Source organism: Nonomuraea sp. B19D2 (assembly GCF_040137845.1).
Classification (GTDB): Bacteria; Actinomycetota; Actinomycetes; order Streptosporangiales; family Streptosporangiaceae; genus Nonomuraea.
Genome location: NZ_JBEFAK010000043.1, coordinates 15,458 through 40,237, shown reverse-complemented (window position 1 = coordinate 40,237; position 24,780 = coordinate 15,458). Strand labels below are relative to the sequence as shown.

At 71.6% G+C, this 24,780-nt stretch carries 24 protein-coding genes; 9 read left to right on the top strand and 15 right to left on the bottom strand.

Annotated elements, in window-relative coordinates; all coding sequences use genetic code 11:
* Nucleotides 1-2 precede the first annotated feature (2 nt).
* Genes ABN273_RS46515 through ABN273_RS46490 form a run of 6 tightly spaced genes read right to left on the bottom strand, consistent with a single transcriptional unit; the run spans nucleotide 3 to nucleotide 8,323 of the window.
* A complete protein-coding gene (locus ABN273_RS46515; RefSeq protein WP_349456008.1) occupies nucleotides 3-1,187 on the bottom strand; it encodes a hypothetical protein in 1,185 nt (394 codons plus the stop codon).
* Between the two features lie 9 nt (nucleotides 1,188-1,196).
* Nucleotides 1,197-1,577 carry a RidA family protein gene (locus tag ABN273_RS46510; RefSeq protein ID WP_502911240.1) on the bottom strand — a complete coding sequence of 127 codons (381 nt, stop codon included), beginning with the start codon at nucleotides 1,575-1,577 and terminating at the stop codon, nucleotides 1,197-1,199.
* Nucleotides 1,578-1,587: 10 nt separating this feature from the next.
* Nucleotides 1,588-2,667: an alanine racemase gene (locus tag ABN273_RS46505; protein WP_349456006.1), complete on the bottom strand. Its 1,080-nt coding sequence runs from the start codon at nucleotides 2,665-2,667 to the stop codon at nucleotides 1,588-1,590.
* 48 nt (nucleotides 2,668-2,715) lie between these two features.
* Nucleotides 2,716-4,302, bottom strand: coding sequence for an N-acyl-D-amino-acid deacylase family protein (locus tag ABN273_RS46500; protein ID WP_349456005.1), 1,587 nt, complete (start codon nucleotides 4,300-4,302; stop codon nucleotides 2,716-2,718).
* Between the two features lie 8 nt (nucleotides 4,303-4,310).
* Nucleotides 4,311-7,643: a DUF4153 domain-containing protein gene (locus ABN273_RS46495; RefSeq protein ID WP_349456004.1), complete on the bottom strand. Its 3,333-nt coding sequence runs from the start codon at nucleotides 7,641-7,643 to the stop codon at nucleotides 4,311-4,313.
* Nucleotides 7,640-8,323, bottom strand: coding sequence for a response regulator transcription factor (locus ABN273_RS46490; protein WP_349456003.1), 684 nt, complete (start codon nucleotides 8,321-8,323; stop codon nucleotides 7,640-7,642). The genes ABN273_RS46495 and ABN273_RS46490 overlap by 4 nt, the downstream gene beginning before the upstream one ends.
* 72 nt (nucleotides 8,324-8,395) lie before the next feature.
* Here ABN273_RS46490 and ABN273_RS46485 point away from each other — a divergent pair, with 72 nt between their 5' ends.
* From ABN273_RS46485 to ABN273_RS46475, 3 genes are all read left to right on the top strand, one after another.
* Nucleotides 8,396-9,250 (top strand): arylamine N-acetyltransferase family protein, encoded by an 855-nt coding sequence (locus ABN273_RS46485; protein ID WP_349456002.1) that lies wholly within the window; start codon nucleotides 8,396-8,398, stop codon nucleotides 9,248-9,250.
* A gap of 27 nt (nucleotides 9,251-9,277) precedes the next feature.
* Nucleotides 9,278-10,348, top strand: a complete 1,071-nt coding sequence (locus ABN273_RS46480; RefSeq protein WP_349456001.1) for a protein kinase domain-containing protein — start codon at nucleotides 9,278-9,280, stop codon at nucleotides 10,346-10,348.
* A gap of 104 nt (nucleotides 10,349-10,452) precedes the next feature.
* Nucleotides 10,453-10,647 carry a tail-anchor membrane protein gene (locus ABN273_RS46475; RefSeq protein WP_349456000.1) on the top strand — a complete coding sequence of 65 codons (195 nt, stop codon included), beginning with the start codon at nucleotides 10,453-10,455 and terminating at the stop codon, nucleotides 10,645-10,647.
* A 40-nt stretch (nucleotides 10,648-10,687) separates the two neighbouring features.
* Here ABN273_RS46475 and ABN273_RS46470 read toward each other — a convergent pair whose 3' ends face one another.
* Together ABN273_RS46470 and ABN273_RS46465 are read right to left on the bottom strand one after the other, a co-directional pair.
* The gene (locus ABN273_RS46470; protein ID WP_349455999.1) at nucleotides 10,688-11,005 is read right to left on the bottom strand and encodes a DUF3817 domain-containing protein; all 318 of its coding nucleotides are present in this window, start codon (nucleotides 11,003-11,005) and stop codon (nucleotides 10,688-10,690) included.
* A 2-nt stretch (nucleotides 11,006-11,007) separates the two neighbouring features.
* The gene (locus ABN273_RS46465; RefSeq protein ID WP_349455998.1) at nucleotides 11,008-11,790 is read right to left on the bottom strand and encodes an SURF1 family protein; all 783 of its coding nucleotides are present in this window, start codon (nucleotides 11,788-11,790) and stop codon (nucleotides 11,008-11,010) included.
* A 103-nt stretch (nucleotides 11,791-11,893) separates the two neighbouring features.
* Between ABN273_RS46465 and ABN273_RS46460 the strand changes: the two genes are divergently transcribed.
* Nucleotides 11,894-12,067, top strand: coding sequence for a hypothetical protein (locus ABN273_RS46460; protein WP_349455997.1), 174 nt, complete (start codon nucleotides 11,894-11,896; stop codon nucleotides 12,065-12,067).
* 162 nt (nucleotides 12,068-12,229) lie between these two features.
* A complete protein-coding gene (locus ABN273_RS46455) occupies nucleotides 12,230-13,678 on the top strand; it encodes a flavin-containing monooxygenase (protein ID WP_349455996.1) in 1,449 nt (482 codons plus the stop codon).
* Here the strand turns inward: ABN273_RS46455 and ABN273_RS46450 are convergent.
* From ABN273_RS46450 to ABN273_RS46440, 3 genes are read right to left on the bottom strand one after another with little or no spacing between them, the layout of a single operon-like run.
* The gene (locus tag ABN273_RS46450) at nucleotides 13,672-14,430 is read right to left on the bottom strand and encodes a class I SAM-dependent methyltransferase (RefSeq protein ID WP_349455995.1); all 759 of its coding nucleotides are present in this window, start codon (nucleotides 14,428-14,430) and stop codon (nucleotides 13,672-13,674) included. The two genes, ABN273_RS46455 and ABN273_RS46450, sit on opposite strands and share 7 nt — an antisense overlap.
* 47 nt (nucleotides 14,431-14,477) lie before the next feature.
* Nucleotides 14,478-14,933: a Clp protease N-terminal domain-containing protein gene (locus ABN273_RS46445; RefSeq protein ID WP_349455994.1), complete on the bottom strand. Its 456-nt coding sequence runs from the start codon at nucleotides 14,931-14,933 to the stop codon at nucleotides 14,478-14,480.
* A gap of 10 nt (nucleotides 14,934-14,943) precedes the next feature.
* Nucleotides 14,944-15,147, bottom strand: a complete 204-nt coding sequence (locus tag ABN273_RS46440; RefSeq protein ID WP_502911239.1) for a hypothetical protein — start codon at nucleotides 15,145-15,147, stop codon at nucleotides 14,944-14,946.
* A 52-nt stretch (nucleotides 15,148-15,199) separates the two neighbouring features.
* On the opposite strand from ABN273_RS46440, the gene ABN273_RS46435 reads away from it, so the two are divergent.
* Entirely contained in the window at nucleotides 15,200-16,654 is a 1,455-nt protein-coding gene (locus tag ABN273_RS46435) for an FAD-dependent monooxygenase (RefSeq protein ID WP_349455993.1), read from the top strand.
* Nucleotide 16,655: 1 nt separating this feature from the next.
* On the opposite strand, the gene ABN273_RS46430 is transcribed toward ABN273_RS46435, so the two are convergent.
* Both ABN273_RS46430 and ABN273_RS46425 read right to left on the bottom strand, forming a co-directional pair.
* A complete protein-coding gene (locus tag ABN273_RS46430; protein WP_349455992.1) occupies nucleotides 16,656-17,303 on the bottom strand; it encodes a response regulator in 648 nt (215 codons plus the stop codon).
* Nucleotides 17,300-18,406, bottom strand: a complete 1,107-nt coding sequence (locus tag ABN273_RS46425) for a sensor histidine kinase (RefSeq protein ID WP_349455991.1) — start codon at nucleotides 18,404-18,406, stop codon at nucleotides 17,300-17,302. The genes ABN273_RS46430 and ABN273_RS46425 overlap by 4 nt, the downstream gene beginning before the upstream one ends.
* A 94-nt stretch (nucleotides 18,407-18,500) precedes the next feature.
* Here ABN273_RS46425 and ggt point away from each other — a divergent pair, with 94 nt between their 5' ends.
* A complete protein-coding gene (gene ggt, locus ABN273_RS46420) occupies nucleotides 18,501-20,222 on the top strand; it encodes a gamma-glutamyltransferase (RefSeq protein ID WP_349455990.1) in 1,722 nt (573 codons plus the stop codon).
* Here the strand turns inward: ggt and ABN273_RS46415 are convergent.
* On the bottom strand, nucleotides 20,219-21,049 hold the full coding sequence (locus ABN273_RS46415; RefSeq protein ID WP_349455989.1) for an NAD(P)H-binding protein: 831 nt from the start codon (nucleotides 21,047-21,049) through the stop codon (nucleotides 20,219-20,221). The two genes, ggt and ABN273_RS46415, sit on opposite strands and share 4 nt — an antisense overlap.
* Nucleotides 21,050-21,135: 86 nt before the next feature.
* Here ABN273_RS46415 and ABN273_RS46410 point away from each other — a divergent pair, with 86 nt between their 5' ends.
* Nucleotides 21,136-22,104 (top strand): Lrp/AsnC family transcriptional regulator, encoded by a 969-nt coding sequence (locus tag ABN273_RS46410; protein ID WP_349455988.1) that lies wholly within the window; start codon nucleotides 21,136-21,138, stop codon nucleotides 22,102-22,104.
* A 126-nt stretch (nucleotides 22,105-22,230) separates the two neighbouring features.
* A complete protein-coding gene (locus ABN273_RS46405) occupies nucleotides 22,231-23,616 on the top strand; it encodes a tetratricopeptide repeat protein (RefSeq protein WP_349455987.1) in 1,386 nt (461 codons plus the stop codon).
* Between the two features lie 30 nt (nucleotides 23,617-23,646).
* Here ABN273_RS46405 and ald read toward each other — a convergent pair whose 3' ends face one another.
* Nucleotides 23,647-24,756, bottom strand: coding sequence for an alanine dehydrogenase (ald, locus tag ABN273_RS46400; protein ID WP_349455986.1), 1,110 nt, complete (start codon nucleotides 24,754-24,756; stop codon nucleotides 23,647-23,649).
* Nucleotides 24,757-24,780: the final 24 nt, after the last annotated feature.

Here is a 24,780-nt window from a genome sequence, read left to right as displayed (position 1 = left end):
CGCTACAGCGCGGCGGGGATGCGGTCCAGCACCGGGTGCGGCACCAGCCCGTACGCGTAGAAGTCGACGGCGTGCGCCCCCGCCGCCCTCGCCCCCCGGGCCTTGGCCACCAGCCGGTCCGTGGAGTCGCTGTCCGGGTAGCCGGGCCGCAGCACGGCCCGCACCTCCCGGTCCTTGCCCACCGACCGCAGGTAGGCCCCCACGTCGTCGGCGACCCGGGCCGCGTCCCGCGCGTACGCGAGCACTCCGAAGGCGGGCACGAGATCGCCCAGCGCCACCAGATCGACCCCGAGCTGCCAGGCGTCATGGGCCGCGAGCCCGGGCGTGGGCAGCCCGTCCGTGTAGCCCTTGACCGCGCCGGTCGCATCGATGAACACCAGCTTGGACCCCTCATCGGCCACCGCCGACGCCACCTCCGACACCAGCGTGGTGACGGTCTCGGACCGGGCCCGGGCGTAGGCCACGACGTCGGGCCCCGCGTACGCGGTCAGCGCCGCCCTGGTCACCTCGCCCTGCGCGGGCGGGTCGCCGTCGAAGACGCCGCCCACGATCCTGGCGCACTCGTCCCGGGCCACCTCGGCGTTCACGCCCAGGTCGGTGGCGCGGCGCATACAGTAGTCGCAGAAGCACAGCCCGAACAGGTACGCGTCCATCGGCCCGAGCGGCACGAACGAGCGCTGCGGCTTGAGCGGCCTGAAGTGCAGCGACTCGGCCACCACACTGTCGACCCCGAGCCGGGCCACCGCCCTGGCCAGCGCGACCGCGTACTCGCGCGCGTCGGGGTGGGCGGGGCACAGGTCGGCGAGCGAGCCGCGGTCGCCGAAGCAGTCGCGTACGGTCACATCTGGATGCTCCGTGCCGAGCGTGGCGTTGCGCAGGAACACCGTCCATCCATGGAGCTTCATGGACCGTTTCGCACACGCCTCGCGAAGCCCGTCGAGAGCGTTCACATAGCCGGGCACGGGAGAAAGGCGGAGCCCGGCGAACAGATCGGGCGGCGGGACGAAGTGGGCCCCGTCGTGGCGGATGGTCAGCCGGGACAGTCCGTGCGGGGTGACGTCGCGGGAGGCGTGGTGCACGGCTCCGACGGTGATGCCGTTCACGCCGTACGCGCTGATCCTGTCGAGCACCCGCTCGACGCCCTCGCCGCGCAGGTCCTCGACGAAGACGTACACCGAACTGTCCACAACCAGACCTTAAGCGCTCTTGTGAGCGACGAAGTCGATCTCCACCAGGATGCCCAACAGCTGGGATCCTACGGTGGTGCGCACGGGGTACGGCTGGCTGAAATAGGACTGGTAAACCTCGTTGTAGGCCGCGAAGTCGCGTTCGAGGTGCTGCAGGTGGACCGTGGACTTGACCACGTCGTCGAAGCCGAGCCCGTGGGCGGCCAGGATGGCGCCGAGGTTGCGCATGACCTGGTGCGTCTGGGTCGCGACGTCGTCGCCGACGATCTCACCGGTCTGCGGGTCGAGCGGGCCCATGCCGGAGGTGTAGACGAAGTCGCCGACCACGAGACCCTGCGAGTAGGCGCCGATCGGGGCAGCACCTTCGGCGGTCCTGAGCTCCTTTTTCACCAATCACTCCCTAGAAGTTGGTGCTTATGGTGCCTACGACACGGTAGTCCCGGTCCACCAGGGGCAGCACGCGCCACTTGTCGAACGCGGTGCATGGATGGGAGATGCCGAACCCCAGCAGCTCACCGGGCTTGAGCCCGTCGGCGCGCACGACGGTGTGCTGGTCCTGCATCTTCACGATCGTGACGCCGTCGCGGCGCGGGATGGGCAGGCCCTCGTCGTAGGGCGCGTCCCGCTTGCCCATGCCCACGATCGCCAGCCCCGGCTCGGGCGTGGACAGCACGTGCGCCCACACCTCCAGCGCCGGGCGCAGCTCTCCGTCGATGCGGTTGAACGGGGTGCGCTCGCGGTAGTAGCCGTCGTCGTGGGTGACGTACGCGCCGCTGCGCAGCAGGATCCGCGCCTGGGTGGCGACGAGTTCCCGGCCGATCACGTCGAACCACTGGCTGCCGCCCACGGTCAGGATCGGGCTCTTGATCCGGACGTGCTCGACGGCATCCTGCAGCGAGTACAGATATTTCCGGACATCGTCGGCGGTCTTCAGCGCGCCCTCGTACCCGGCCACCCCGGCCAGCTCCACACCGGGCACCGCCTGCACGTATGACGCCAGCTCCAGCAACTGGTCCAGCGACCTGCACCCGGCTCGTCCGCCTTCGTGCCCCAGCTCCACCAGCACCCGGAACGGCCTGGATGCGGCATGCCGAGCGAGAATGTCCACTCCGGCCCGGGAGTCGGCGAAGCTCAGAAACTCGAACCCGGGATCACGCTCCAGCTCAGCGGCCGCCCAGGCGAGCCCCGCCGGATCCACGACCTGATTGGCCACCATGATGCGGCCTGCCCCGAACCCGCGGACCACCCGCGCCTGCCGCGGCGTCGCGACTGTGAGCCCCCAGGCGCCCGCGCCGAGCTGACGTGCGGCGATCTCGGCGGACATGTGGGTCTTCGCGTGCGGTGCCAGCTCCATCCCGTGGTCGCGGACGAAAGCCGCCATCGTGGCGACGTTGTGCTCCAGCGCGTCCTGGTGCACCACCATGAGGGGAAAGTCGAGCCCACCCGCGAAGACCTGCTGGCAGTGGTCGTATCCGGGCACAACACCCCTTTCATCCGCGTCCGACCCTATCTCAGACGGTTTGGCGGATCACGGCCGCAGCGCACGCCCTGGAGTCGCGCCGGTGAGCTCTCCCCCGGCCAGTACGCGTACCCCTGACACGAGCACGTCGTCGACCCCGGTCGCGAGCGTGCGCGGAGCCCCATAGGTCGCCTGGTCGCCCACGGCCGCCGGGTCGAACACCACCACGTCGGCCGCGAACCCGTTCCTCACCAGCCCCCGGTCCAGCAGCCCGAAGCGCCTGGCCGGGTGGGAGGCCAGATGCACCGCGGCCTGCTCCCACGTCCAGTCGGCCAGCTCCCGCACGTGCCGCCCGAGGAACCTGGCGAACGCCCCGAAACCGCGCGGATGCGGATGGCCGCCCACATAGATGCCGTCGGAGCCGCCGGTGTGCGAGGGATGCCGCAGCACCCTGCGTACCGACTCCTCGCCCTCCGGTCCCTCGTCGGGCCGGGCGGACACGACCCCGGCCTCCAGCCGCGTCTCCGTCAGGAGGCGGCGGCAGAACTCGGCGGGCGCCACGCCGAGCTGCTCGGCCGCCGCGACCATGGTGAGGCCCTCGCTCCACTCCAGCCCGGGCGCGTGCGAGACGGTCAGCCGCGGCCAGGCGGCCTCCAGCGTCGGCCACCAGGCGTCCAGCTCGTCGGAGGCGATCATCTCCAGCGCCCGGTCCGTCTCGGCGCCGGGCACGGAGTCCGGGAGCACGACCATGGCCAGGATCGTGTTGCCGCGCAGGTAGGGGTAGGTGTCGAAGGTGAGGTCCACTCCCTTGCCGAGCGCCTCCTCGACCAGCGGCAGCAGCACGTCCGCGGGGCCGTGCAGGTGGGAGACGTGGACGGCGGCGCCGGATCGTTCGGCGATGTCCATGACTTCGGCCATGCCCACGCCTGCCTGCGCGCCGTAGGCCCGCATGTGCGTGACGTACGGGAGCCCGGCGAGCGGGGCGCACAGGGCGGCCAGCTCTTCGGCGGTGGCGTAGCGGCCCGGGAGGTATTCGAGCCCGCTCGACAGCCCGACCGCGCCTTCGGACAGGCCCCGCTCGACGTGCCGCAGCATGGCCGCCAGGCCGTCGCGGGACGGCCGGTCGGGCGAGGGCCCCATGACGTCGTAGCGGATGGTGCCGTGCGGGAGGAGGTAGGCGGTGTTCAGCGCCACGGCGCGGTCGTAGCCGTCGAGCAGCTCCCCCACGGTCAGCGGCCCATCGGACGGGACGCCCTCGGACGGCGCACTGCCGGGCAGTGCGCCCCTGGACGGCGGGCTCCCGGGCAGGGGGCCGTTGACGGCGGCGAAGTAGCGGGAGGCGTAGGCGACGGTCGCGGCGGAGCCGGGGGCGAAGGACAGGCCGTCCTGCCCGAGCACGAACGTGGTCACGCCCTGCCGGAGCGCCGCCTGCTGCACCGCCGGGTCGAACACGGCCGCGTCCCCGTGGGCGTGGCAGTCCACGAAGCCGGGCGCGACGAACCGTCCCGTCGCGTCGATCACGGTCTCCGCCTGCGCGCCGCCGAGCCTCCCGACCGCCGCGATCCTGCCGCTCACGACCGCGACATCCGCCCGGTACGGCGGGGCGCCCGTGCCGTCGAGCACCCGGCCGCCACTGATGACTACGTCGAAGCTCACACCAAGATTCAATCAGAGCCGCGCGAGTACGCCGGGGCGCACTGCGCGGACTTGTCGATGGGTCGCGCGGCCAGCACGTCGCGGGCGCGGGCCCGGTCCAGGTTCCAGCCGTTCCAGGGGTCGGCGCGGGCGAGCCCGTTGGCCGCGACCACGTCGGCGAGCACACAGCTGCGCTGCGGCTCGGGCAGCTTGTCCAGGGCCGGCACCGCCTCCGCGCCCAGGTCTCCCAGGTAGTCGGAGTCCATCTTGGTGACGCCGCGCACCTCGACCTGGGTGCGGGCGACCTGGAGGTCGGGGTTCACGATGGCGAACGCGCCCAGGCCCAGCCCGGTGACCAGCACGACCGTACGCGGGAGCCAGCCGGAGCCGCGGCCAAGGAGCCGTACCGCACCGGCCACCAGCACCAGCGCGAACAACGCCACCAGCCACCACACTGTGGCCTGCACGGACAGACGCAGCCTGGACAGGCCGTAGGCGTCGGTGTAGAGGTTCATGCGATGCATGGCCGAGGCCAGCACCACCATGGTCAGCCCGCACAACATCCCGAGCAGCGCGGCCAGCAGCAGGCGCTCGCGCCGCTCGAGCTTGAGCAGCCCTCTGGCGACCGCCACGATGCCCAGCACGAACACGCTGACCACCACGAGCTGGAAGAACCCCTGCCTGGCGTACTCGGCGTAGGTCAGCCCGGACGTCTTCAGCACCCAGGTGTTGCCGCCGAACAGCGCCGTGATCTGCACCGCCACGAACAAGGCGAACAGCAGGTTCACCGCCGTGAGCGGCACCATCCAGACGCTCCTGCTCACTTTGAACTTCGTGTCGGGCCCCACCGGGTCGACCACGGGCCTGAGCGCGACCAGCACCACGGCGCCCAGCAGCACGGCGAACAGCACGAAGAGGACGATCCGCAGCGGCGCCGAGTCCGCCCAGTCCGGCGCGGTGGTCAGCCGCTCGAGGAAGGAGGCGAACACCGCGTCCGCCGATGCGAACAGCAGCCCGAACACCAGCAGCAGCACCGCGGTGATGCCCAGCGCGGCCAGCGTCGGCATGACGCGCCGCTTGGGCGACTTCTTCTTGAACGGCTCGGCCAGGAACCACGCCACCGGTCCCAGAGCGGCGAGCAGCACGGACACGCCTCCCCTGATCACACCGAGCCATCCGGCGCCCGCTCCCGACACGGCCAGCGCACCCAGCCCGGCCCCTGCCACGAGCAGGATCGCGACCAGCCAGTCGGCGTCGCGCACCGCCGCCATGGAGATCAGGAAGTACGCCGTGAGCCCGAACGCCACCGTCCACGGCGTCATCCGCCTCATCACGGCAGGCAGCGCCGCCGCCCCCAGCACCATGGCGACCAGCACGATCCCAAGTCCGATCTGCGCGTCCGGCAGCGCCACCGCCGCGAACACCCCGGCCCCGCCCGCCGCGGGCAGCAGCCAGCGGGGCGGCTCGGGCAGGTCGGGCTTGGGGAAGAGCGGCGGCGGCACGTACGGGGGCGGCCCCCCCTGATGCCGGTACGGCCCCGCCCCTTGGACCTGCGCCGCCTGGCCACCCACCTGACCGTGCGCCGCCGGACCGCCTACCTGTCCGTACGACACCGAACCGCCTACCTGTCCGTACGACACCGAACCGCCTACCTGTCCGTACGACACCGAACCGCCCACCTGGGCCTGCGCCACGAAACCGCCCCCGTGGGCCTGCGCCACGGGGCCGCCCGGCTGGGCCTGGGCGCCGGGACCGCCTGCCTGGGACATCGACCGATACGCCTGGTATGCCGCGACCTGCGCCGACTGATAGGCGGCACGGCGTCCCGAACCGGCACCGAGTGCCGCGCCGACCGCACCCATGAACGCGATGCACAGGATGAACGTGACCAGCGCCATCCCGTCGCCGAGGGTCACGCTGACGAGCACGGCGGCGAACAAGCCGACCAGGAACCCGATCAGCACGCCGATGATGCCGCCACCGATCATCCTGGCGAATCCGCCACTCGCAGGCGCCGCCGGCGGCGGCCCCATGCCGGCGCCTCCACCCGAGACCCCCGGACCAGGACCACCAACGGGCGTGGGTTGTGCCGCCGCGTCGCCGCCGTGCGCGCCTGCCGTCGCCAAGGCCGCCAGCGCCACGAGCCCGGCAGCGGCGTCACCGCCCGCCGCTTGACCCGGCGCAGATCCACCCGCCGCTTGACCTGCCGCAGAAGCGTCGCCCTCAGGGGCGCCGCCTCCCACCGCGGCGGCGGCTCCGACCACCAACTCACCCTCGCGATCGGCGGGCGCCGCCAGATCCCCTTCAGCAGCCACGTGGCCCGCCACCAAATCCCCTCCGGCAGCCCCGCCCTCCAACGGCACGTCCGCCATCGTCGTCCTCCCTGGTAATTCGACGACCATGCGGCACCCCGCACAATCGTCGATGCGAATGGAACCCCCGTGCAGTTCGACGATCTCCTTCACGATGGCCAGCCCCAGCCCGGCGCCCCCGGAGTCGGCCGCCCGCCCCGCGTCCAGCCGGGAGAAGCGCTCGAACACGCGTCCCCTGGCCGAGACCGGGATCCCCGGCCCCTGGTCGGCGATCGTCACCCGTACTCCGGCCCCTTCAGGGGTGGCCCGCACGGTCACCACCCCGTCCGGCGGGCTGTGCCGTACCGCGTTGTCGAGGAGGTTCGCCAGGACCTGGGCGAGCAGGTCGGGGTCGGCGCGCACCACCAGGCCGGCGGGGGCCGACGGCCGGATCGCGACGTCCTCGCGGGCCAGCGACGCCTCGCGGACCGCCTGCTCGATCAGCGGCGCCAGTTCGATCGGCTCCGGTTCGATCAGCCGCACGCGGGAGTCCAGCCGTGACAGGTCCAGCAGCTGGGCCACGAGGCGGCCGAGGCGCTCGGTCTGGGAGAGCGCGGTACGCATGGTGACAGGGTCGGGGGCGGAGACGCCGTCCACGACGTTCTCCAGGACCGCGCGCAGGCCGGTGATGGGGGTGCGGAGCTCGTGGCTGACGTTCGCGATGAGCTCGCGCCGCTGCCGGTCCATCTCGCCGAGGTCGGCCGCCATCGCGTTGAAGGCCCTGGCCAGCTCCCCGACCTCGTCGCGGGACGTGGCGGTCACGCGCAGCCCGTACCGGCCCTTGGCGATCGTCTGGGCGGCGCTGGCCATCTGGCGCAGCGGCTTGGTCATCCCCATGGCCAGGAGCTGCACCATGATCAACGCCAGGACCACGGCGACCGCGATGCGCACCTCGCGGGAGAGGCCGGAGGCGATCCCGACCTCGTTGACCACGAACGCGGTCCCCACCGCCAGCACGATCACGATGCCGAGCTTGACCTTGATCCGGCCGAGGAAGTCGAGCGGCCTCATCGGCGGACCAGGGCGTAGCCGACGCCGTGCACCGTGCGCACCACGTCGGAGCCCAGCTTGCGGCGCAGCGCCCGGACGTGGCTGTCCACGGTCCTGGTCGCCGCGGCCTCCGAGAAGCCCCACACGTCCGACAGCAGCCGGTCCCGCTCGAAGACCTGACCGGGCCGCTCCGCCAACCGGCGCAGCAGGTCGAACTCGGTCCTGGTGAGCTGCGCCTCCGCACCCCCCACGAACACCCGGCGGGCCGCCGTGTCGATCTCCACCTCGCCCACCCTGATCACCGTGTCCTCGGCCGCGAGCTGGGACGCCCGCTCGACCCTGCGCAGCAGCGCGTGGATCCTGGCCACCAGCTCGCGCATGCTGAACGGCTTGGCCAGGTAGTCGTCGGCTCCTACCCCGAGCCCGACCAGCACGTCGGTCTCCTCGCCGAGCGCGGTCAGCATGAGCACGGGCACCGGCCTGGCCGCCTGCATCCTCCGGCACACCTCCAACCCGTCGAGCCCCGGCAGCAGCCGGTCGAGGATCACCAGGTCGGGCTCCGCCCTGCCGTACTGGACCAAGGCGTCCTGCCCGTCGCCGGCCACCCTGACATCGAAGCCCTCGGCGGCCAGCCGGTTCCGTACGGCCAGCGCGATCGTCTCATCGTCCTCGACCACGAGGATGCGTCGCTGCTCTGCCACGTACGAAAGCCTAGAAGCGCCCTGTGCAGACGACACTCCTAAATCTGTGCACAAACAGTGCAGACTTACCTGGTGAACACCGCCGCATACCTCAGCCGCCTCGGCCTGCCCGGCCTCATCAACGCCCCCACCAGCGCGGACAACCTGCGAGCCCTCCATATCGCGCACATCGAGAAGGTCTCGTACGAGGCGCTCGAGATCTGGCTGGACCGCACCACCACCGTCGATCCACTCGAGTCGGCCGAGCGCATCATCCGGGGGCGCGGCGGCTACTGCTACCACCTCAACGGCGCGTTCTCCGAGCTGCTCAAGGCACTCGGGTACGACGTGACCAGGCACGTCGGCGGCGTCCAGAACCGCGGCAGCGAGCCCGGCATCACCGCCAACCATCTGGTGCTCACCGTGCGCGGCCTCCCGTCCGAGGACAATCCCGGCGGCGAGTGGCTGGTGGACCTCGGGCTCGGCGACGGGCTCCACGCGCCGCTCCCCCTGGTCGCGGGCACGTACCGGCAGGGTCCCTTCGAGTACGGCCTGCGCCCGTCGGAGGTCGCGCCGGGCGGCTGGCGATTCGAGCACGATCCGAGTGGTTCGTTCGAAGGCATGGACTTCGACCCGGCCCCCACGGACATGTCAGCGTTCGTCGATATGCACCGGCATCTGACCACCTCGCCGACGTCCGGCTTCGTGCGCACGGCCTCGGTCCTGCGGCGGGACGCGTACGGCGTGGACCTCCTGCGCGGGCTCGTGCTGAGCCGCCTCGGCGGCAGTGCCCACTCGCTCACCCTGGACAACGCGCGGGACTACTTCACGGCGCTGGCGGACGTCTTCGTCCTGCCGCTCACCGATGTGAGCGACCAGGAGAAGGAGAAGCTCTGGCGCAAGCTGAACGACGCGCACGAGGCCTGGCTGGCCGGTGACCCCTCGTGACGGCCGTGCGCTATCGTGCACCTCGACATGGGTGAGACCAGGAAGCTGGCCGGCAGGTACCGGCTGCTGAACCACCTGGGCACGGGATCCGTCCGCCTGGCCTTCGACGAGGCGGAGCACCGTGACGTCGCGGTCAGGGAGCTACGGGTCCCGGCCGAGCTGCGCGACGTCGCGCTGCAGGAGGCACGCAGGGCGTCCGGGCTGCGGCACGCCTCGATCGTGCGGGTGCTGGACGTGGTGATCGAGGACCGCACGCCGTGGCTGGTCATGGAGTTCGTGTCCGGAGCGTCGCTGGAGCAGACCGTACGCTCGCGCCGGCCGCTGCCGATGGCGCAGGTGGCCAGGGTGGGCGTCTGCCTCCTGTCGGCCCTGGCGGTCGCCCACGAGGCCGGGATCGTGCACGGGCGCGTCGAGCCGGGCAACGTCCTGCTCTCCCCGACCGGTCGCGCGGTGCTGACCGGCTTCGGCTTCCCCAGCCTCAGCATGTTGCCCTCCGCCGACCTGTGGTCCCTGGCCGCCACGCTGCACTTCGCGGTGGAGGGCAGGCCGCCGGGACAGGTGCCCGCGGAGGGCGCCGACCCGCTCAGGTCGCTGCTCAGAGCCATGCTCCACCCGTCGGGCCCGCCGCCGCCTGCCGTGGTGCGCGAGACCCTGGACCTCCTGGCGGTGGACCGCCCGCTGGACGTGATCGTCGAGACGGCCGGCCCGCTGCCGGTCCCCGAGGTGGCCGCGATCGGGCTCGCCCTGATCGACCAGCTCCAGGCCGCCGACACGTTCCACGGCGGGGTGCAGCCGGGCAACGTCCTCATCGACGCCCAGGGCCGGGCGCGGCTGATCCCGCTGCTGAGATCGGGAACGCTCCCGGCCTACACGGCCCCGGAGGCCGCCCCCACCATGGCCGCCGACATGTGGTCGCTGGGCGCCACGCTCTTCACCGCCGTCGAGGGCGTGCCGCCCGCGCCTGGCGCGCCGCTGGCCAGGGCGGGGGCGCTGGCTCCCGTCCTGTTCCGCCTGCTGTCCGGCAACCCCTTGGAACGTCCCACCCCGGACGAGCTCCGCCACGACCTCGAGCCGGTACGGCAACCGCGTAAAGATTGAGATACATCGCGAACGGAACCAAGGTGATGGGTTCACTCGTTGGTCAGGCGACGCAGAATGTGGGAGAGGCGGGGCGTGCGCTCCGTGTTCGGAGGAAGTTGAGTATGTCGCCAGTCCAGAAGTACGCCATTGGGGCAGGCGCCGCGGTCCTGCTCTCGCTGATCTTCTTCGGGGCCGGATGGGTCACCCTGCTGGTCATCCTCGGCGTGATCGCCGCCCCCGTGGTCGGCTATCTGATGCTCGACCCGTCGCAGCGCGAGCGGCTCAAGCGGGCCCGCAGGCGCGGCATCGGCCGCTGAGTCACCGGCGGCGGGGGCCCGGGCCGGGCCTCCGCCGCGCTCAGGCCTCCGCGGTCGCCGCCGCCTGCTCCACCTGCACGCGCTGGGTCACCTTGCGCTCGACGTAGAACGACAGGAACGGCACCGTGCCCCCGACCATGACGCCGAGCATGTACGGCCACGTCCAGCGCGCCTTCATGCCCAGGTTCATGACCGCGACCAGGTAGATCATGTAGAGCCCGCCGTGGATGGGGGCGATGACCTTCGACATCGCCGGGTTGCCGAAGCCGTAACGGATCACCATGGCCACGCAGAGCACGAGCAGCATGACGCCCACCACGTACGCGAGCACCCGGAAGGGCTTCAGAGCCGATTCCACGATTAACCTTCCAGAACCATCTCAGGGGACTTTGCACGGTCCCGATCGGTTCGTACGGCGTCGCGTACGAAGTGGAACCACATGAACACGGCGAATCCAGCAAAGATCCACCAGTTGGCGGCGTATGCCAGGTTACGCCAGGTCAGCGTGCCGCCCACCACCGGCGGCTGGACCTTGACCTGCGTCAACGAGCCCGACGGCGGCTGCGCCACGACGTAACCCGTGCGTACTTTCTGACCGCTCCACAAGTTGACCAGCTCACCCGTGGACACCGTCTGCACCTGGCCGGCAGGCAGCCCTTCCGCGCGCCGCTGCACGCTGTCGGTGCCCTGCTGCGGGCGCAGCCGCCCGGGCACCGTCACCCTGCCCTGCGGCACCGCGGCGATCGCCGGGTCGTCGGCCTTGGCCGTCCAGCCCCGTACGACCGGCATGAGCGTGCCGTCGTCGAGCCTGAGCGGCGTGAGCACCCAGTAGCCGCGATCGCGCGAGACGTTGCCGCCCGGCGCGTCGACGTCGGCCCGCCGGTCGGCGACCAGGAGCTGGCGGCCGGGCTCATAGACGCCCTCCGCCGTGACCCTGCGCCCCACGACCTCACCGCTCAGCTGCGGCCCCACCTGGGCGAGCGTGCCGACCGCGACGGGGCCGGGATCCGTGGAGGCCTGCGGCTTGCCGGAGTCCTGGAAGACGCCCAGCTGCCAGCGCCCGAGCAGGATGAACGCGACGAGGACCACTGCCGTGAGCAGGTGCAACGCCATGACACGAGGCGAGAGCAGGGTCCTGAGCATGCATCAAAGCTATCCGCCGGGTGGGGTGGTCCCGTAATCAGCCCGGCTTTGGATCCCGCCAAACGACGCAAATGGCACAGGCACTCACGCTAGGCTGCTGGCCATGTCTGACCAGCATATCGACCCGGCGGGCAACACCCAGCAGTTCAAGGCTTTCGCGCAGCGCCGCGAGCAGGAAGCCGCCACCCCGCCCAAGAAGTCGCCCCTCGTGCCCATCATCGCGGTCGTCGCCGCGATCGTGATCGTCGGCGTCGCCGCCTTCCTCCTCCTGCAGTAGGCCACAGAACAGGATCGACCCGCCGCGGGGGCCGTGGCGGGTTTTCGGCGTTCCTCGGAGCAGGGCGGGTGCGGCGAGTGCGTGACGGGGCTCACTATGGACCCCACGGGGAAGCGCTCATTACATTGGATTGAGCGTCCAATAAGCGCCCCGGGAGGTTCAATGCCAGGGTTGGCGATCATCGGGTCCGGGTTCGCCGGGATCGGCATGGCCATCAAGCTCAAGGAGGCGGGGTTCCATGACTTCGTCATCCTGGAGAAGGCCGACAGGCTGGGCGGCACCTGGCGTGACAACACCTATCCCGGCTGCGCGTGCGACGTGCCCTCACACATGTACTCCTACTCGTACGAGCTGAACCCGGACTGGTCGCGGATGTTCTCCCCGCAGGAGGAGATCTGGGACTACATGCGCTCGTGCGCGGACAAGTACGGCGTAACCCCGCACATCCGGTACGGCAAGCACGTCATCTCCCTCGAATACGACGACGCCCGGCGGGACTGGTCGATCACCACGGACGACGGCGCGACCTTCCGCACGAACGCCGTGGTCTCCGCCATCGGCGCCCTACACATCCCGAAATTCCCCGAAATTTCGGGACGCGAGTCCTTCGCCGGCCCGGCCTTCCACTCCGCCGAGTGGGACCACTCGATCGACCTCACCGGCAAGCGCGTGGCCGTCATCGGCACCGGCGCCTCCGCCGTCCAGTTCGTCCCCCAGATCGCCCCGGCCGTGGACCGCCTGACCGTCTTCCAGCGCACTCCCCCGTGGATCCACCCCAAGCCGGACTTCGCCTTGCCGCCGGCCATGCGCCGGATGCTGCGCGCGCCCGGCCTGGCCAGGACCATGCGCGGCGCCATCTACTGGGCGCTGGAGTCGCGGGCGCTCGGCTTCGCGGTCGACCCGCGCCTCATGAAGGTCCACGAGAAGCTGGCCCGCAGGCACCTCGAAGCCCAGATCCCCGACCCCGCCCTGCGCCGCAGGCTCACCCCCGACTATCTGATCGGCTGCAAGCGCATCCTCATCTCCAGCGACTACTACCCGGCCCTGAACAGGGAAAATGTCGAGCTGGTGACGGACGGGATCGCCGAGATCAGGCCGCACTCGATCGTGGACGCCTCCGGCGCCGAGCACGAGGCCGACGTGATCGTCTACGGCACCGGCTTCAAGGTCGTGGACGCGATCGAGGACCAGCACATCATCGGCAGGGGCGGGCTGAAGCTGCAGGACGCCTGGCAGGACGGCATCGAGACCTACTACGGCATCACCACGGCGGGCTTCCCCAACCTGTTCTTCCTGCTCGGCCCCAACACGGGCCTCGGGCACAACTCGGTCGTGTTCATGATCGAGTCGCAGGTCCGCTACGTCATCGACTGCCTGCGCCTGCTCTCCAGGACCCAGGCCAGAGCCATCGAGGTCAAACCGGGGGTGCAGCGGGCGTTCGACCGCCGCCTGCGCGAACGGCTCGACCCGCTCGTCTGGAACACCGGCGGCTGCACCTCCTGGTATCTGGACGAGCATGGCGTGAACCGGACGATCTGGCCGGGCTTCACCTTCGAGTACTGGGCGCGTACCAGGAAGGTGAAGCCGGAGGCGTACGAGCTCATCTACTGAGGTGCGGGCCGCCTGGCCTCGATGAGGACCCGTGAGGAGTGGGCCACGAACGGCCCCTCCTCCTCGATCCGGTCATGCAGCTCGCGCAGCCTGTCCGCGTAGCGCTCGACCGAGAACCCGGGCACGATCCAGATCACCTTCCGCAGGAAGTAGATCACCGCCCCGATGTCGTGGAACTCCATCCGCAGCCGCTCGAACCGCAGGTCCACGACCTCCAGCCCGGCGGCCTCCGCCTCCTCCTTGGCAGCCTCGGGATCTCGGGCCGAGCCGTCCAGCGGCCCCAGGAAGAACTCGGCCAGCTCGAAGACGCTCCTGGGACCGACCTGCTGGGCGAAGTAGGCCCCGCCGGGCCGCAGCACGCGGGCGATCTCGTCCCACCACGTCCGCACGGGGTGGCGGCTGGTCACCAGGTCGAAGGTCCCGCTCCTGAACGGCAGGCACGACCCGCCGTCGTCGGCCACCACCCGCGCTCCCCGCGGTCGCAGCCGGGACGCGGCGAGCGCGAGGTTGGGCGGCCAGGACTCGGTGGCCACGGCCACCGGCGGCAGCTTCGGCACGCCGGCGAGGATCTCGCCCCCGCCGGTCTGGAGGTCGAGCGCGGCCTCGGCCGTGGCCATGCGCTCACCGAGCTGGCGGGCGTAGCCCCAGGAGGGTCGCTCCTCGCTGGCCCGGCCGTCGAGCCAGGAGAAGTCCCAGCCGTCCACGGAGACCGTGGCGGCCTCCTGGACGAGGTCGTCGTACGTGCGGCGCATCCTTCGACCTTGTCAGCGGGCCCGCCGGACGTTCAACCAAATTTCGCTCAGGCGACGCGGCCACGCACCGCCGCCCGGTCGATGCCGAGCTGGTCGACCAGCTGCGCGACCGGATCGGGCCGATCCTGCGCGAGCAGGGTGAGCACCAGTTGCCGCGGCGCCTGGGCCGCCCTGGTCTTCATCGTCGTGGCCTTGATGGCCTGGTTGATGACGGCGCGGGCGCTCGATGTGAGCGCGGTGCTGGGGACCGGCGGATGCTTGCGCGGCGTCTTCGGCATGTCACCGACCTCCAGGCCGAGCATGCGCAGCGCCGCCCGGTCGAGCTCGTCGAGGGCGGACCGCGCGCCCGCCACGTCCACGCCGAGCGACCGGGCGAGGTCCGCGTCGTGCAGGGTGCCGAGCAGCAGGTGCTCGGTGCCCAGCCGGCGGTCGCCCCGCAGCCTGGCCTCCTCGAACGCGGCCTTGACGATCATCCCGAACCGGCTCTTCTCGAAGCCGAACATCGCGAAAACCTCACTTCCCGTATTTGGCGTGCACGGACTGCCGTGACATGCCGAGCGCGTCGCCGATCTGCTCCCAGGTCCAGCCCTGCTCCCTGGCCAGCGTCACCGACACCGCCTCGACCTGCTCGGCCAGCCGGTGCAGCGCGCCCACCGCCCGAAGCCCCATGGCCGGATCGTTCGACTTGATCCGCTCGGAGAGCTCTGTTACGTCCACGCTTGTCAGGCTAGCTTGACAAGCAAAATTTTGTCAATCTAGCCTGACAGGCATGGAGAATGTGCTGATCGTGGGGGCGGGGCCCGTCGGGCTCATGCTCGCGTGCGAGCTGGGACTTGCCGGCGCCCGCCCGATCGTGCTGGAGAAGAGGACGGAGCCGAGCGAGCTGCCCAGGGCCAACGGCCTGGGCGGGCAGATCATCGAGTTCCTCGACCACCGGGGCCTGCTGGAGCGCTTCAGCGCGGGCAGTCCGTTCGCGGGGCGGGCGCCCGGGTTCCCGTTCGGCTCGGTGCCGCTGCGCTTCGCGGGCATCGACGACCTGCCGTTACAGCTGCTGCTGATCCAGCAGCCGCAGATCGAGCGCCTGCTGACCGAGCGCGCAGCCGAGCTGGGTGTCGAGATCAGGCGGGGCTACGAGGTGCGCTCGCTGGCCCAGGACGCCGAGGGGGTGACGCTCAACGGCGGTTTGCGGGCCCGCTACGTCGTGGGCTGCGACGGCGGGCGCAGCCTGGTCAGGGAGCTGGCCGGGATCGGCTTCCCGGGCACCACCGACGACGAACCGCTGCGGCTCGGACATTTCCGCACGGATGTGGGCGTGTTCGAGTCGCCGCAGTTCGACGGCCTGGAGCCGGGCTGGACCCGGACCCCGCACGGCCGCCTGCTGCTCACGTCGCTCCACCGCGGCGTGCTCGTCGCCGGGGTGCGCGAGAAGGGAGAGCCGCCGGAGAGCCCCGCGACGATCGAGGACTTCCGCGCGGCCGTGCGCCGCGTGGTGGGCCGGGACCTGCCGCTGGGCGAGCCGATCTGGTTGTCGAACACGGTCTCCCAGGCCAGGCTCGCCGAGCGTTACCGGGCGGGCCGGGTGTTCCTCGCGGGGGACGCCGCACACCTGTTCCCGGCGGGCGGCTCGGCGCTCAACGTGGGCATGACGGACGCGGCCAACCTCGGCTGGAAGCTGGCCGCCGTGCTCCGCGGCCGGGCCTCCGACGAGCTGCTGGATACCTACGAGTCCGAGCGGCGGCCGGTGGCCGAGCGGGCCCTCATGCAGACCCGGGCGCAGGCGGTGATCGACCGGGTGGAGGGCGAGGACGGCCGGGCGCTGCGCGAGCTGCTCACCGAGGTGTTCGCCTTCGAGCAGCCGCTGCGCCACCTGGCCGCGCTGCTGCGCGACTCGGGCGTCCGGTACGGCGCGGAGCCCGGCCCGCACACCGGCTCGGGGGGCTCCGGCTCGGCGGACCACCCGCTGGTCGGCCGGTTCGCTCCCGACCTGGCGCTGGCCGACGGGCGGCGGCTCGCGGAGCTGATGCGGGCGGGCAGGCCCGTGCTGCTCGACCTGGGCGGCGGCGCGGCGCTCGACGACGACTGGATCGACGTGGTCAGGGCCCGCGCCGACGACCCGCCCGCCGACGCGCTGCTGATCCGCCCCGACGGGTACGTCGCCTGGGCAGGCAAGGACGGGCTCGCGGAAGCGGCCGAGCAGTTGTTCGGGGTTCCGGCGAGCGGATGATTCAGAGCCAGCCGGGCTTCACCAGGCCCGACTCGTAGGCGATCACCACGAGCTGGGCGCGGTCGCGGGCGTGCAGCTTCATCATGGTCCGGCTCACGTGCGTCTTCGCGGTCGCCGGCGACATGAACAGCTTGGCCGCGATCTCGTCGTTCGTCATGCCGGTCCCGACCAGGCCGAGCACCTCGCGTTCGCGCTCGGTGAGCTGGTCGAGCCCGGCGGCGGCGACCGGCTCCTTGGCGCGGGAGGCGTACTCGGCGATCAGGCGGCGCGTCACGCTCGGCGACAGCAGCGCCTCGCCCGCTGCCACCACCCGGACCGCCTGGATCAGCTCGGCCGGCTCGGTGTCCTTGACCAGGAAGCCGCTGGCCCCGCCGCGCAGCGCCTCGAAGACGTACTCGTCCAGCTCGAACGTCGTCAGGATGATGATGTGCGGCCCCGGCGGCATCTGGCGGGTGGCGGTCAGGCCGTCGGTGCCCGGCATGCGGATGTCCATCAGCACCACGTCCGGCTGGTGCTCGCCCGCCAGCCGGACCGCCTCGGCGCCGTCGGAGGCCTCGGCCACCACGGTCATGTCCGGCTGGGCGTCGAGCAGCGCCTTGAAGCCCGCCCGGACCAGCGCCTGGTCGTCGGCCAGCAGCACCTTGATCATGAAGTCTCCTCGGGTAGTGGCAGCCGGGCCTCGACCTGGAACCCCGTGCCGGACGGGCCGGCGACCAGCGTGCCGCCCAGCGCGGAGGCCCGCTCGCGCATGCCGGGGATGCCGTTGCCGCTGCCCGCCTCGGACAGCACGGGAGTGGTCGTCGCGCCGGTGTTGGCGACCTGGATGGCCAGCTCGTGCTCGCCGTACTCCAGTCGAACGCTGACCGCCGACCCGGGGGCGTGCCTGGCGGCGTTGGTGAGCGACTCCTGCACGATCCGGTACGCGGCCCGCTCCACCTGCGGCGGCAGCGGGCGCGAGCCGACGCGCTTGAGCGTCACGTCCATGCCCGAGCGCTCGACCAGGTCGTCGAGGCGGTCGAGCCCGGCCGTGGGGGAACGGGGGGCGCCTTCGCGCAGGACGTTCAGGACCGAGCGCATCTCGCCCAGAACCTCCTTGGACGCCGTCTTGATGGTGGACAGAGCGGTCCTGGCCTGTTCCGGGTTGTCGTCGATGAGGTGGAGGGCGGTGGACGCCTGGACGTGGATGAGCGAGATGTTGTGCGCGAGCACGTCGTGCAGCTCCTGCGCCATGGTCAGGCGCTCCTCGCTGGCCTGCCGCCTGGCCTCCTCCTCGGCGATGCGCTCGCGCTCGGCCCGGCGTTCCCTGACGATCCTGACCAGCTCGGCCACGACCATGAGCAGCATGATGAACGTGAGGATCCACACGCTGTGGAAGAGGTCGCGGTGGCCGTCGATCCAGGCGTAGGTGACGAACGACAGCAGCGTCATCGTCGCCATGAACCAGGCCATCAGCCTCTTCCCGCGCATGACCAGCAGGAACAGCAGGACCGCCGGGCTGATGAAGCTGGGGCCGTAGGCGTACCCGCCGGCCAGGAAGAGGTCGCACGCGCCGAGCGCCGCGGCGGTGGTGAGCAGCGGGAAGCGGCGGTGCAGCAGGATCGCCAGCGGCCCGACCAGCAGCAGCCCGTAAGCGTACGGGTCGAGCGCCTCCCGGAAGTCCCGCTGCCCCCACGAGGCGCCCTTGCCGATGACGAACTGGGCTGCTGCCACGATGAGGGCCAGATAGGGGTCGAAGCCGTACTTCCCACGCACAGCCCTACGCTAGATCAGCCTCCTGACCAGCGCATCATCCCTGCGTGTGAGGGGGCCCTACCACGACGGGCGTACGTGAGCGATCGTAAGGACCATGCGCCGAGTGATCGTCCCCGCAGCAGCAGTCCTCATCTCGCTCGTGCCGGCACCGCCCGCGCTGGCCGAGCCCCAGCAGAAAGTCCCGGTCGCGGAGGGGTACGGCGGCGCCGTCGCCACCGTCGACCACGACGCCAGCAAGGCCGCCATCGCCGTGCTCAGGAAGGGCGGCAACGCCGTGGACGCCGCCGTCGCCGCGGGCGCGGTGCTGGGCGTCACGGAGCCGTACTCCTCGGGCCTGGCCGGAGGCGGCTTCATGGTGTACTACGACGCCAGGCAGCGCAAGGTCTTCACGATCGACGGCCGCGAGACCGCCCCGCAGGCCATGACCTCGACTTCGTTGGAGGGCATCCCGTTCGACGAGGGCGTGACCAGCGGCCTGTCGGCGGGCATCCCCGGCACGGTCGCGAACTGGGACCTCGCCTTACGCAGATTCGGCACGATCTCGCTCAAAGAGGCGCTCCGGCCCGCGATCGAGGTGGCCTCCAAGGGCTTCGTCGTGGACCAGACCTTCCACAACCAGACCGCCGCGAACCAGGCCCGGTTCAAGGACATCGCCTCCACGGCCAAGCTGTACCTGCCGAACGGCGCCCCGCCGCCCGTCGGCTCGGTGTTCAAGAACCCCGAGCTCGCGGCCACGTACCGGGAGCTGGGCAGGCGCGGCCCCGGCTGGCTGTACGGCGGGCAGCTCGGCAAGGAGATCGTGGCCACCGTCAAGCAGCCACCGGTCACCCCCGGCAGCACCCGCAACGTCAGGCCGGGCCTGATGGAGCTGTCCGACCTGCGCGCCTACCGCGCGCTCCTGCGCGAACCCACCAAGATCTCTTACGACGGCAAGGACGTGTACGGCATGGCGCCGCCGTCCTCCGGCGGCTCGACGGTCGGCGAGGCCCTCAACATCCTCGAGTCCCTTCCCCAGGTCGGCGTGCATGAATACCTGGAGGCGTCCAGACTGGCCTTCGCCGACCGCGGCAAGTACGTCGGCGACATCCCCGGCGTGCCGCTCAAGGAGCTGCTGTCCGACGGCTTCGCCAAGGAGCGGGCCTGCCTGATCGGCGACCGGGCGACGGCCCACCCGGCGGCGCCCGGCAGCCCGGACGGCTCCTACGAGCCCTGCGCCCAGCCCACCGGCAGCGCCACCCCGATCGCGGACGAGGGCCCCGAGACCACGCACCTCGTCGTCGCCGACCGCTGGGGCAACGTGATCGCCTACAACCTGACCATCGAGTCCACCGGCGGCAACGGCATCGTGGTGCCGGGACGCGGCGTGCTGCTCAACAACGAGCTGACCGACTTCACGTTCGGCCCGGCGCCCGGCGACCCCAACCTGCCCGGCCCCGGCAAGCGTCCGCGCTCGTCGATGGCGCCCACGCTGGTGTTCGAGCACGGCAGGCCGGTGCTGGCGGTCGGGTCGCCGGGCGGCTCGACCATCATCACGACCACGCTGCAGATCCTGGTCAACCGGTACGAGTTCGGGATGAACCTGCCGGACGCGCTCGCCGCGCCCCGCGCCACGCAGCGCAACACCGCGCAGACGCAGGCGGAGCCGGCGTTCCTGGACAAGTACCGGGCCGAGCTGGAGGCCAAGGGGCACAGCTTCGCGCTCAACCCGGAGATCGGGGCGGCCACCGCGCTGGAGTTCGTCGGCAGGGGCCGGATCCAGGCCGTCGCCGAGCCCGCCCGCCGCGGCGGCGGCAGCGCGATGGTCGTGGTGCCCTAGAAGTCTCTCGCGTGGTCCTTCGCCCATTCGGCGAAGGACCGCGCGGGCCGTCCCGTCACCTCCGCGACCGTGTTCGTCAGCACCGGCGGCGGCCCGTCGAGCATCTGCGCGTAGCCGTCGAGCAGCGCGTCCACGAAGGAGTCAGGGAAGGAGTCGTCGGCCAGCAGCCGCTGCCGCTCCTCCCCCGGGCTGCGCTCCTGCCAGCGCAGCGGGCGCCCGACCGCGTCCCCGATGATCCGTACCTGCTCGACCTGGGTCAGCGCCTCCGGCCCCGTCAGCACGTAGCGGGCGCCGTCGTGGCCGTCCGAGGTCAGCGCCCGTACGGCCACGGCGGCGATGTCGCGCTCGTGCAGCATCGCCATCTTCACCTGGCCGAACGCACCCCGCACCACGTCCCCGGAGCGGATCTGGTCGCGCCACCAGAGCGCGTTCGCGGCGAACGTGCTGGGCCAGAGCATGGTCCAGGCCAGGCCCGACTGCTCCACCCGCTGCTCGAGCTCGTGGTGCGAGCGGCCGACGGCGGAGTCGGGCTGGTCGCGTACCGCTCCCGAGGAGAGCAGGACGACGCGGCGGGCGTGCCGCCTGATCGCGCCGACCACGGCGGCGGCGAGGTCGGCGGTGTGGAAGGGCCAGATGAGGAAGACCGACTCGACGCCGTCCAGGCACCGCCCGATGGTTTCGTGGTCGCCCTTGACCACCTCGACGCCCTCCGGCAGGGCCGCCCAGGACGGGTCACGGGTCATGGCGCGTACGGGATGGCCCGCCTCGACGAGTTGGTGGACGACCTGGCGGCCGACGTTCCCGGTGGCTCCTGTTACGAGAATCATGCGTCCAAGGCTGGCCCGCCCACCCACATACCCCCAATTTTCTACGGCATTTCAGTGATTTTCCTCCATCGCCCTACCCTGACGAGATGGAATCCTCCGACCTCGACGGCGTCGACCGCGGTCTGGTGCACGCGCTCCAGCTCGACGGCCGGGCCCCCTTCGCCAGGATCGCCGACGTGCTGGGCGTCTCGGAGCAGACCGTGGCCCGCCGCTACCGCAGGCTCACCGCGGCGGGGGTGATCAGCGTGGTGGGCGGCCTGGACGGCGCGCTCCTCGGCTACTCGCCCTGGACCATCCGCGTACGCTGCACGCCCGACGCCGGCACGGCCATCGCCGAGGCCCTGGCCAGGCGGCCCGACACGTACTGGGTGCACCTGCTGTCGGGCGGCACCGAGATCTCCTGCTTCACCCAGTCACCCGACGCGGTCCTGCTGGAGAAGCTGCCCAGGACGAGCCGCGTCCTGGGCATGACCGCGCACTCGCTCCTGCGGGGCTTCGCCCTGCCGGGCGGCTGGCGGGGGCTGGCCTGGCTGACCGAGGAGCAGGCCGGCCGGCTGCGCCTCGAGCCGCGTACCGGCGTGGACGGCATCGTCCTGCAGGAGGAGGACCACCGCCTCGTGGACGTGCTGGCCAGGGACGGCCGGGCCGGGTACGCGGAGCTGGCCAGGGCCACCGGCTGGTCGGAGTCCACCGCCAAGCGCCGTCTCCACCAGCTCAGGGCCGCGGGCGCGCTCAACATCCAGCTCGACTACTCCCCCAAGCTGCTCGGCCACCGCGCCGAGGCCAGGCTGTGGATGTCAGTACGCCCCTCCGAGCTGCTCCACGTGGCCACGACCCTCGCGGGCCACCCGGAGATCTCCTTCGCGGGCGTCACCACCGGCCCGACGAACCTGCTCGCCGCCGCCATCTGCCGAGACAACGCCGACCTCTACCGCTACCTCACCGAACGGGTCAGCGCCCTGGACGCCGTCCAGATGCTCGAGACCGCCCCCGTCCTGCGGACGATGAAACGCACCGGCCTCCTACCCCCGCAGGCGTACGGGCGGCCCGCCTGAACTCACTGTCCGCGTCCAAGACGCAGCGTTACGTCGCGTACCCCCTGCCCGCTTCATCGACTTCTTGTAGGGCCGCGTCGGCGATTACTGTTCGCAATCGCGTGATCACGTGCCACTCTGGTCGCCATGGCCTGGCAAGGAGAGGTGGCGGCGCCGTCCGTACCGGCGCCGCGGGTGGGAGACGAGCCCGAGCTGCTGGCCGCCGCGCGTGCGGGTGACGCGCAGGCCGCGCACCGGCTCGGCAAGCTTTACGCCCAGCATGGCGACCGCGCGGCCGCCAAGCACTGGTGGGAGCGGGCGGCTGCCGCCGGCAACGTCGACAGCGCCTACAACCTGGGCGTCTGGCACGAGAAGCACGGCAGCCTGGAGGATGCGGTCACCTGGTACGAGTTCGCGGCCGGCACCGGCGACGCCGAGGCCGCGGCCAACCTGGCGACGCTTCTGCTGGAGCAGCGCGGCGACACCGAGGACGCCAAGCGCTGGTACGAGCGGGCGGCACTCGGCGGGTCCAGGGCGGCGGCCCGCCGGCTGGCGCTGATGTGCGAGGACGAGGGCGAGCTGGGAGCGGCACGCGAGTGGCACCGCAGGGCGGCAGCCGACGGCGACCTGATCTCGGCACACGACCTGGGCTTCCTGGCCTACGCCTCGGGCGATGACAAGGAGACCGTGCGCTGGTGGGAGTACGCTGCCAGGGGCGGCCACGCGGACTCGGCGTACTGCATGGGCCTCTACCTGGACGCCGGCCGCGACCCTGAGGGCGCGGAGGCGTACTACCGGCTGGCCGCCAAGAGCGAGCACCCGGGCGCCGCCTCCCGGCTCGGCGGCGTCGCGCTGTCCAGGGGCGACCTGCGTACGGCCCGCGGCTGGTTCGAGCAGGCGGCCGGGACGGGGCGGGTCTACGACCAGCGGATGGCCGGGTTCGTGTGCGTGGAGCTGAGCGACTGCGCGGCGGCCAGCCACTGGTTCGGCCGCGCGGCCGCGGGCGGGGACGCCGAGTCGGCCTTCAACTTCGGCCTGCTGCTGATCGCCGAGTTCGGCGACATGGCGGGCGGGCAGCACTGGTTCAGGCAGGCGGCGCAGGCCGGGCATCGCGGTGCCGCCGTCGAGCTGGGCGGGCTGCTGTCGGTGACCGGCGAGCTGGGCGAGGCGCAGACCTGGCTGTCCGACCCACCGCCCGCCACCTGGGGGCGGCACGCCGAGCCGGAGCTGGCCGCCAGGGCTGAGCTGGCCGCGGCCGCGACCGGGCGCAGGGGCGGCCTCCCGCTCTCCGTGTCGGACCTGGCCGAGGTGCTGGGCACGTGGGATCTGGTGACCAGGCCGCTGCACGACCATTCGGACGTGATCGGGTGGCTGGTGGAGCGGAGCGGGGTGCACCGGAGCGCCATCGAGCACCTGGCGTCGGTGCGCGGCACGCTGCTGCGCCCTGGGAGCGCGCCGTGGCCCAGCCCCAGCGAGATCCAGTACGTCCTGGCCACGGCCCGCGACCTGCGCTGGCGTCTGGGCGTGCGCTGATCAGCGCACGCCCGGACGCCGGCAGGGTGACTAGACCAGTTCCGCCACCGGGGTGAAGCGCAGCCCGAGCGCCTCGGCCACCGGCTGGTTGGTCAGCTTGCCGTCGTGGGTGTTGAGCCCGCCCGCGAGGCCGGCGTCGGCCTTGAGCGCGTCGCGCCAGCCCAGGTTGGCCAGCTTGACCGCGTACGGGAGGGTCGCGTTCGTCAGGGCGTACGTGGAGGTGTTGGCCACGGAGCCCGGCATGTTGGCCACGCAGTAGAAGACCGACTCGTGCACCTTGTACGTCGGCTCCGCGTGCGTGGTCGGACGCGAGTCCTCGAAGCAGCCGCCCTGGTCGATGGCGATGTCGACGAGCACGGAGCCCGGCTTCATGCGCGAGACCAGGTCGTTGGAGATCAGCGTCGGGGCCTTGGCCCCGGGGATCAGCACCGCGCCGATGACCAGGTCGGCCTGCAGGACCTCCTGCTCGATCGCGTACGACGTGGAGACCAGCGTCTTGAGCCGGCCCTGGTAGATGGCGTCGATGTAGCGCAGGCGGTCGATGTTGGTGTCGAGCACCGTCACGTCCGCGCCCATGCCGACGGCGATCTGCGCGGCGTTCAGCCCGGAGACGCCGCCGCCGATGACGACCACCTTCGCCGGGGCCACGCCGGGCACGCCGCCGGGCAGGACTCCGCGGCCGCCGTTGAAGCGCATCATGTTGTAGGCGCCCACCTGCGGCGCGAGCCGGCCCGCGACCTCGGACATGGGGGCGAGCAGCGGCAGCGCGTTGCCGACCTGGACGGTCTCGTACGCGATGCCGGTCGTCCTGGCGCCGAGCAGCGCGTCGGTGCAGGAGCGGGAGGCGGCCAGGTGCAGGTACGTGAACAGCACCAGCCCTTCACGCAGGCGGTGGTACTCCTCGGCGATCGGCTCCTTCACCTTGAGCACCATGTCCGCCTCGCCCCACACGGCGTCGGCGCTGTCGAGGAGCTTCGCGCCCGCCGCGAGGTACTCCTCGTCCGTGATGGACGAGCCCAGCCCCGCGCCTCGCTGGACGAGGACGTCGTGGCCGTTGCCCACCAGCTCGTGAACTCCGGCGGGGGTGGCGGCGACGCGATATTCGTGGTTCTTGACCTCGGCAGGAACGCCGATCTTCATGGGTTGATCCTTTCGCGAACCGGC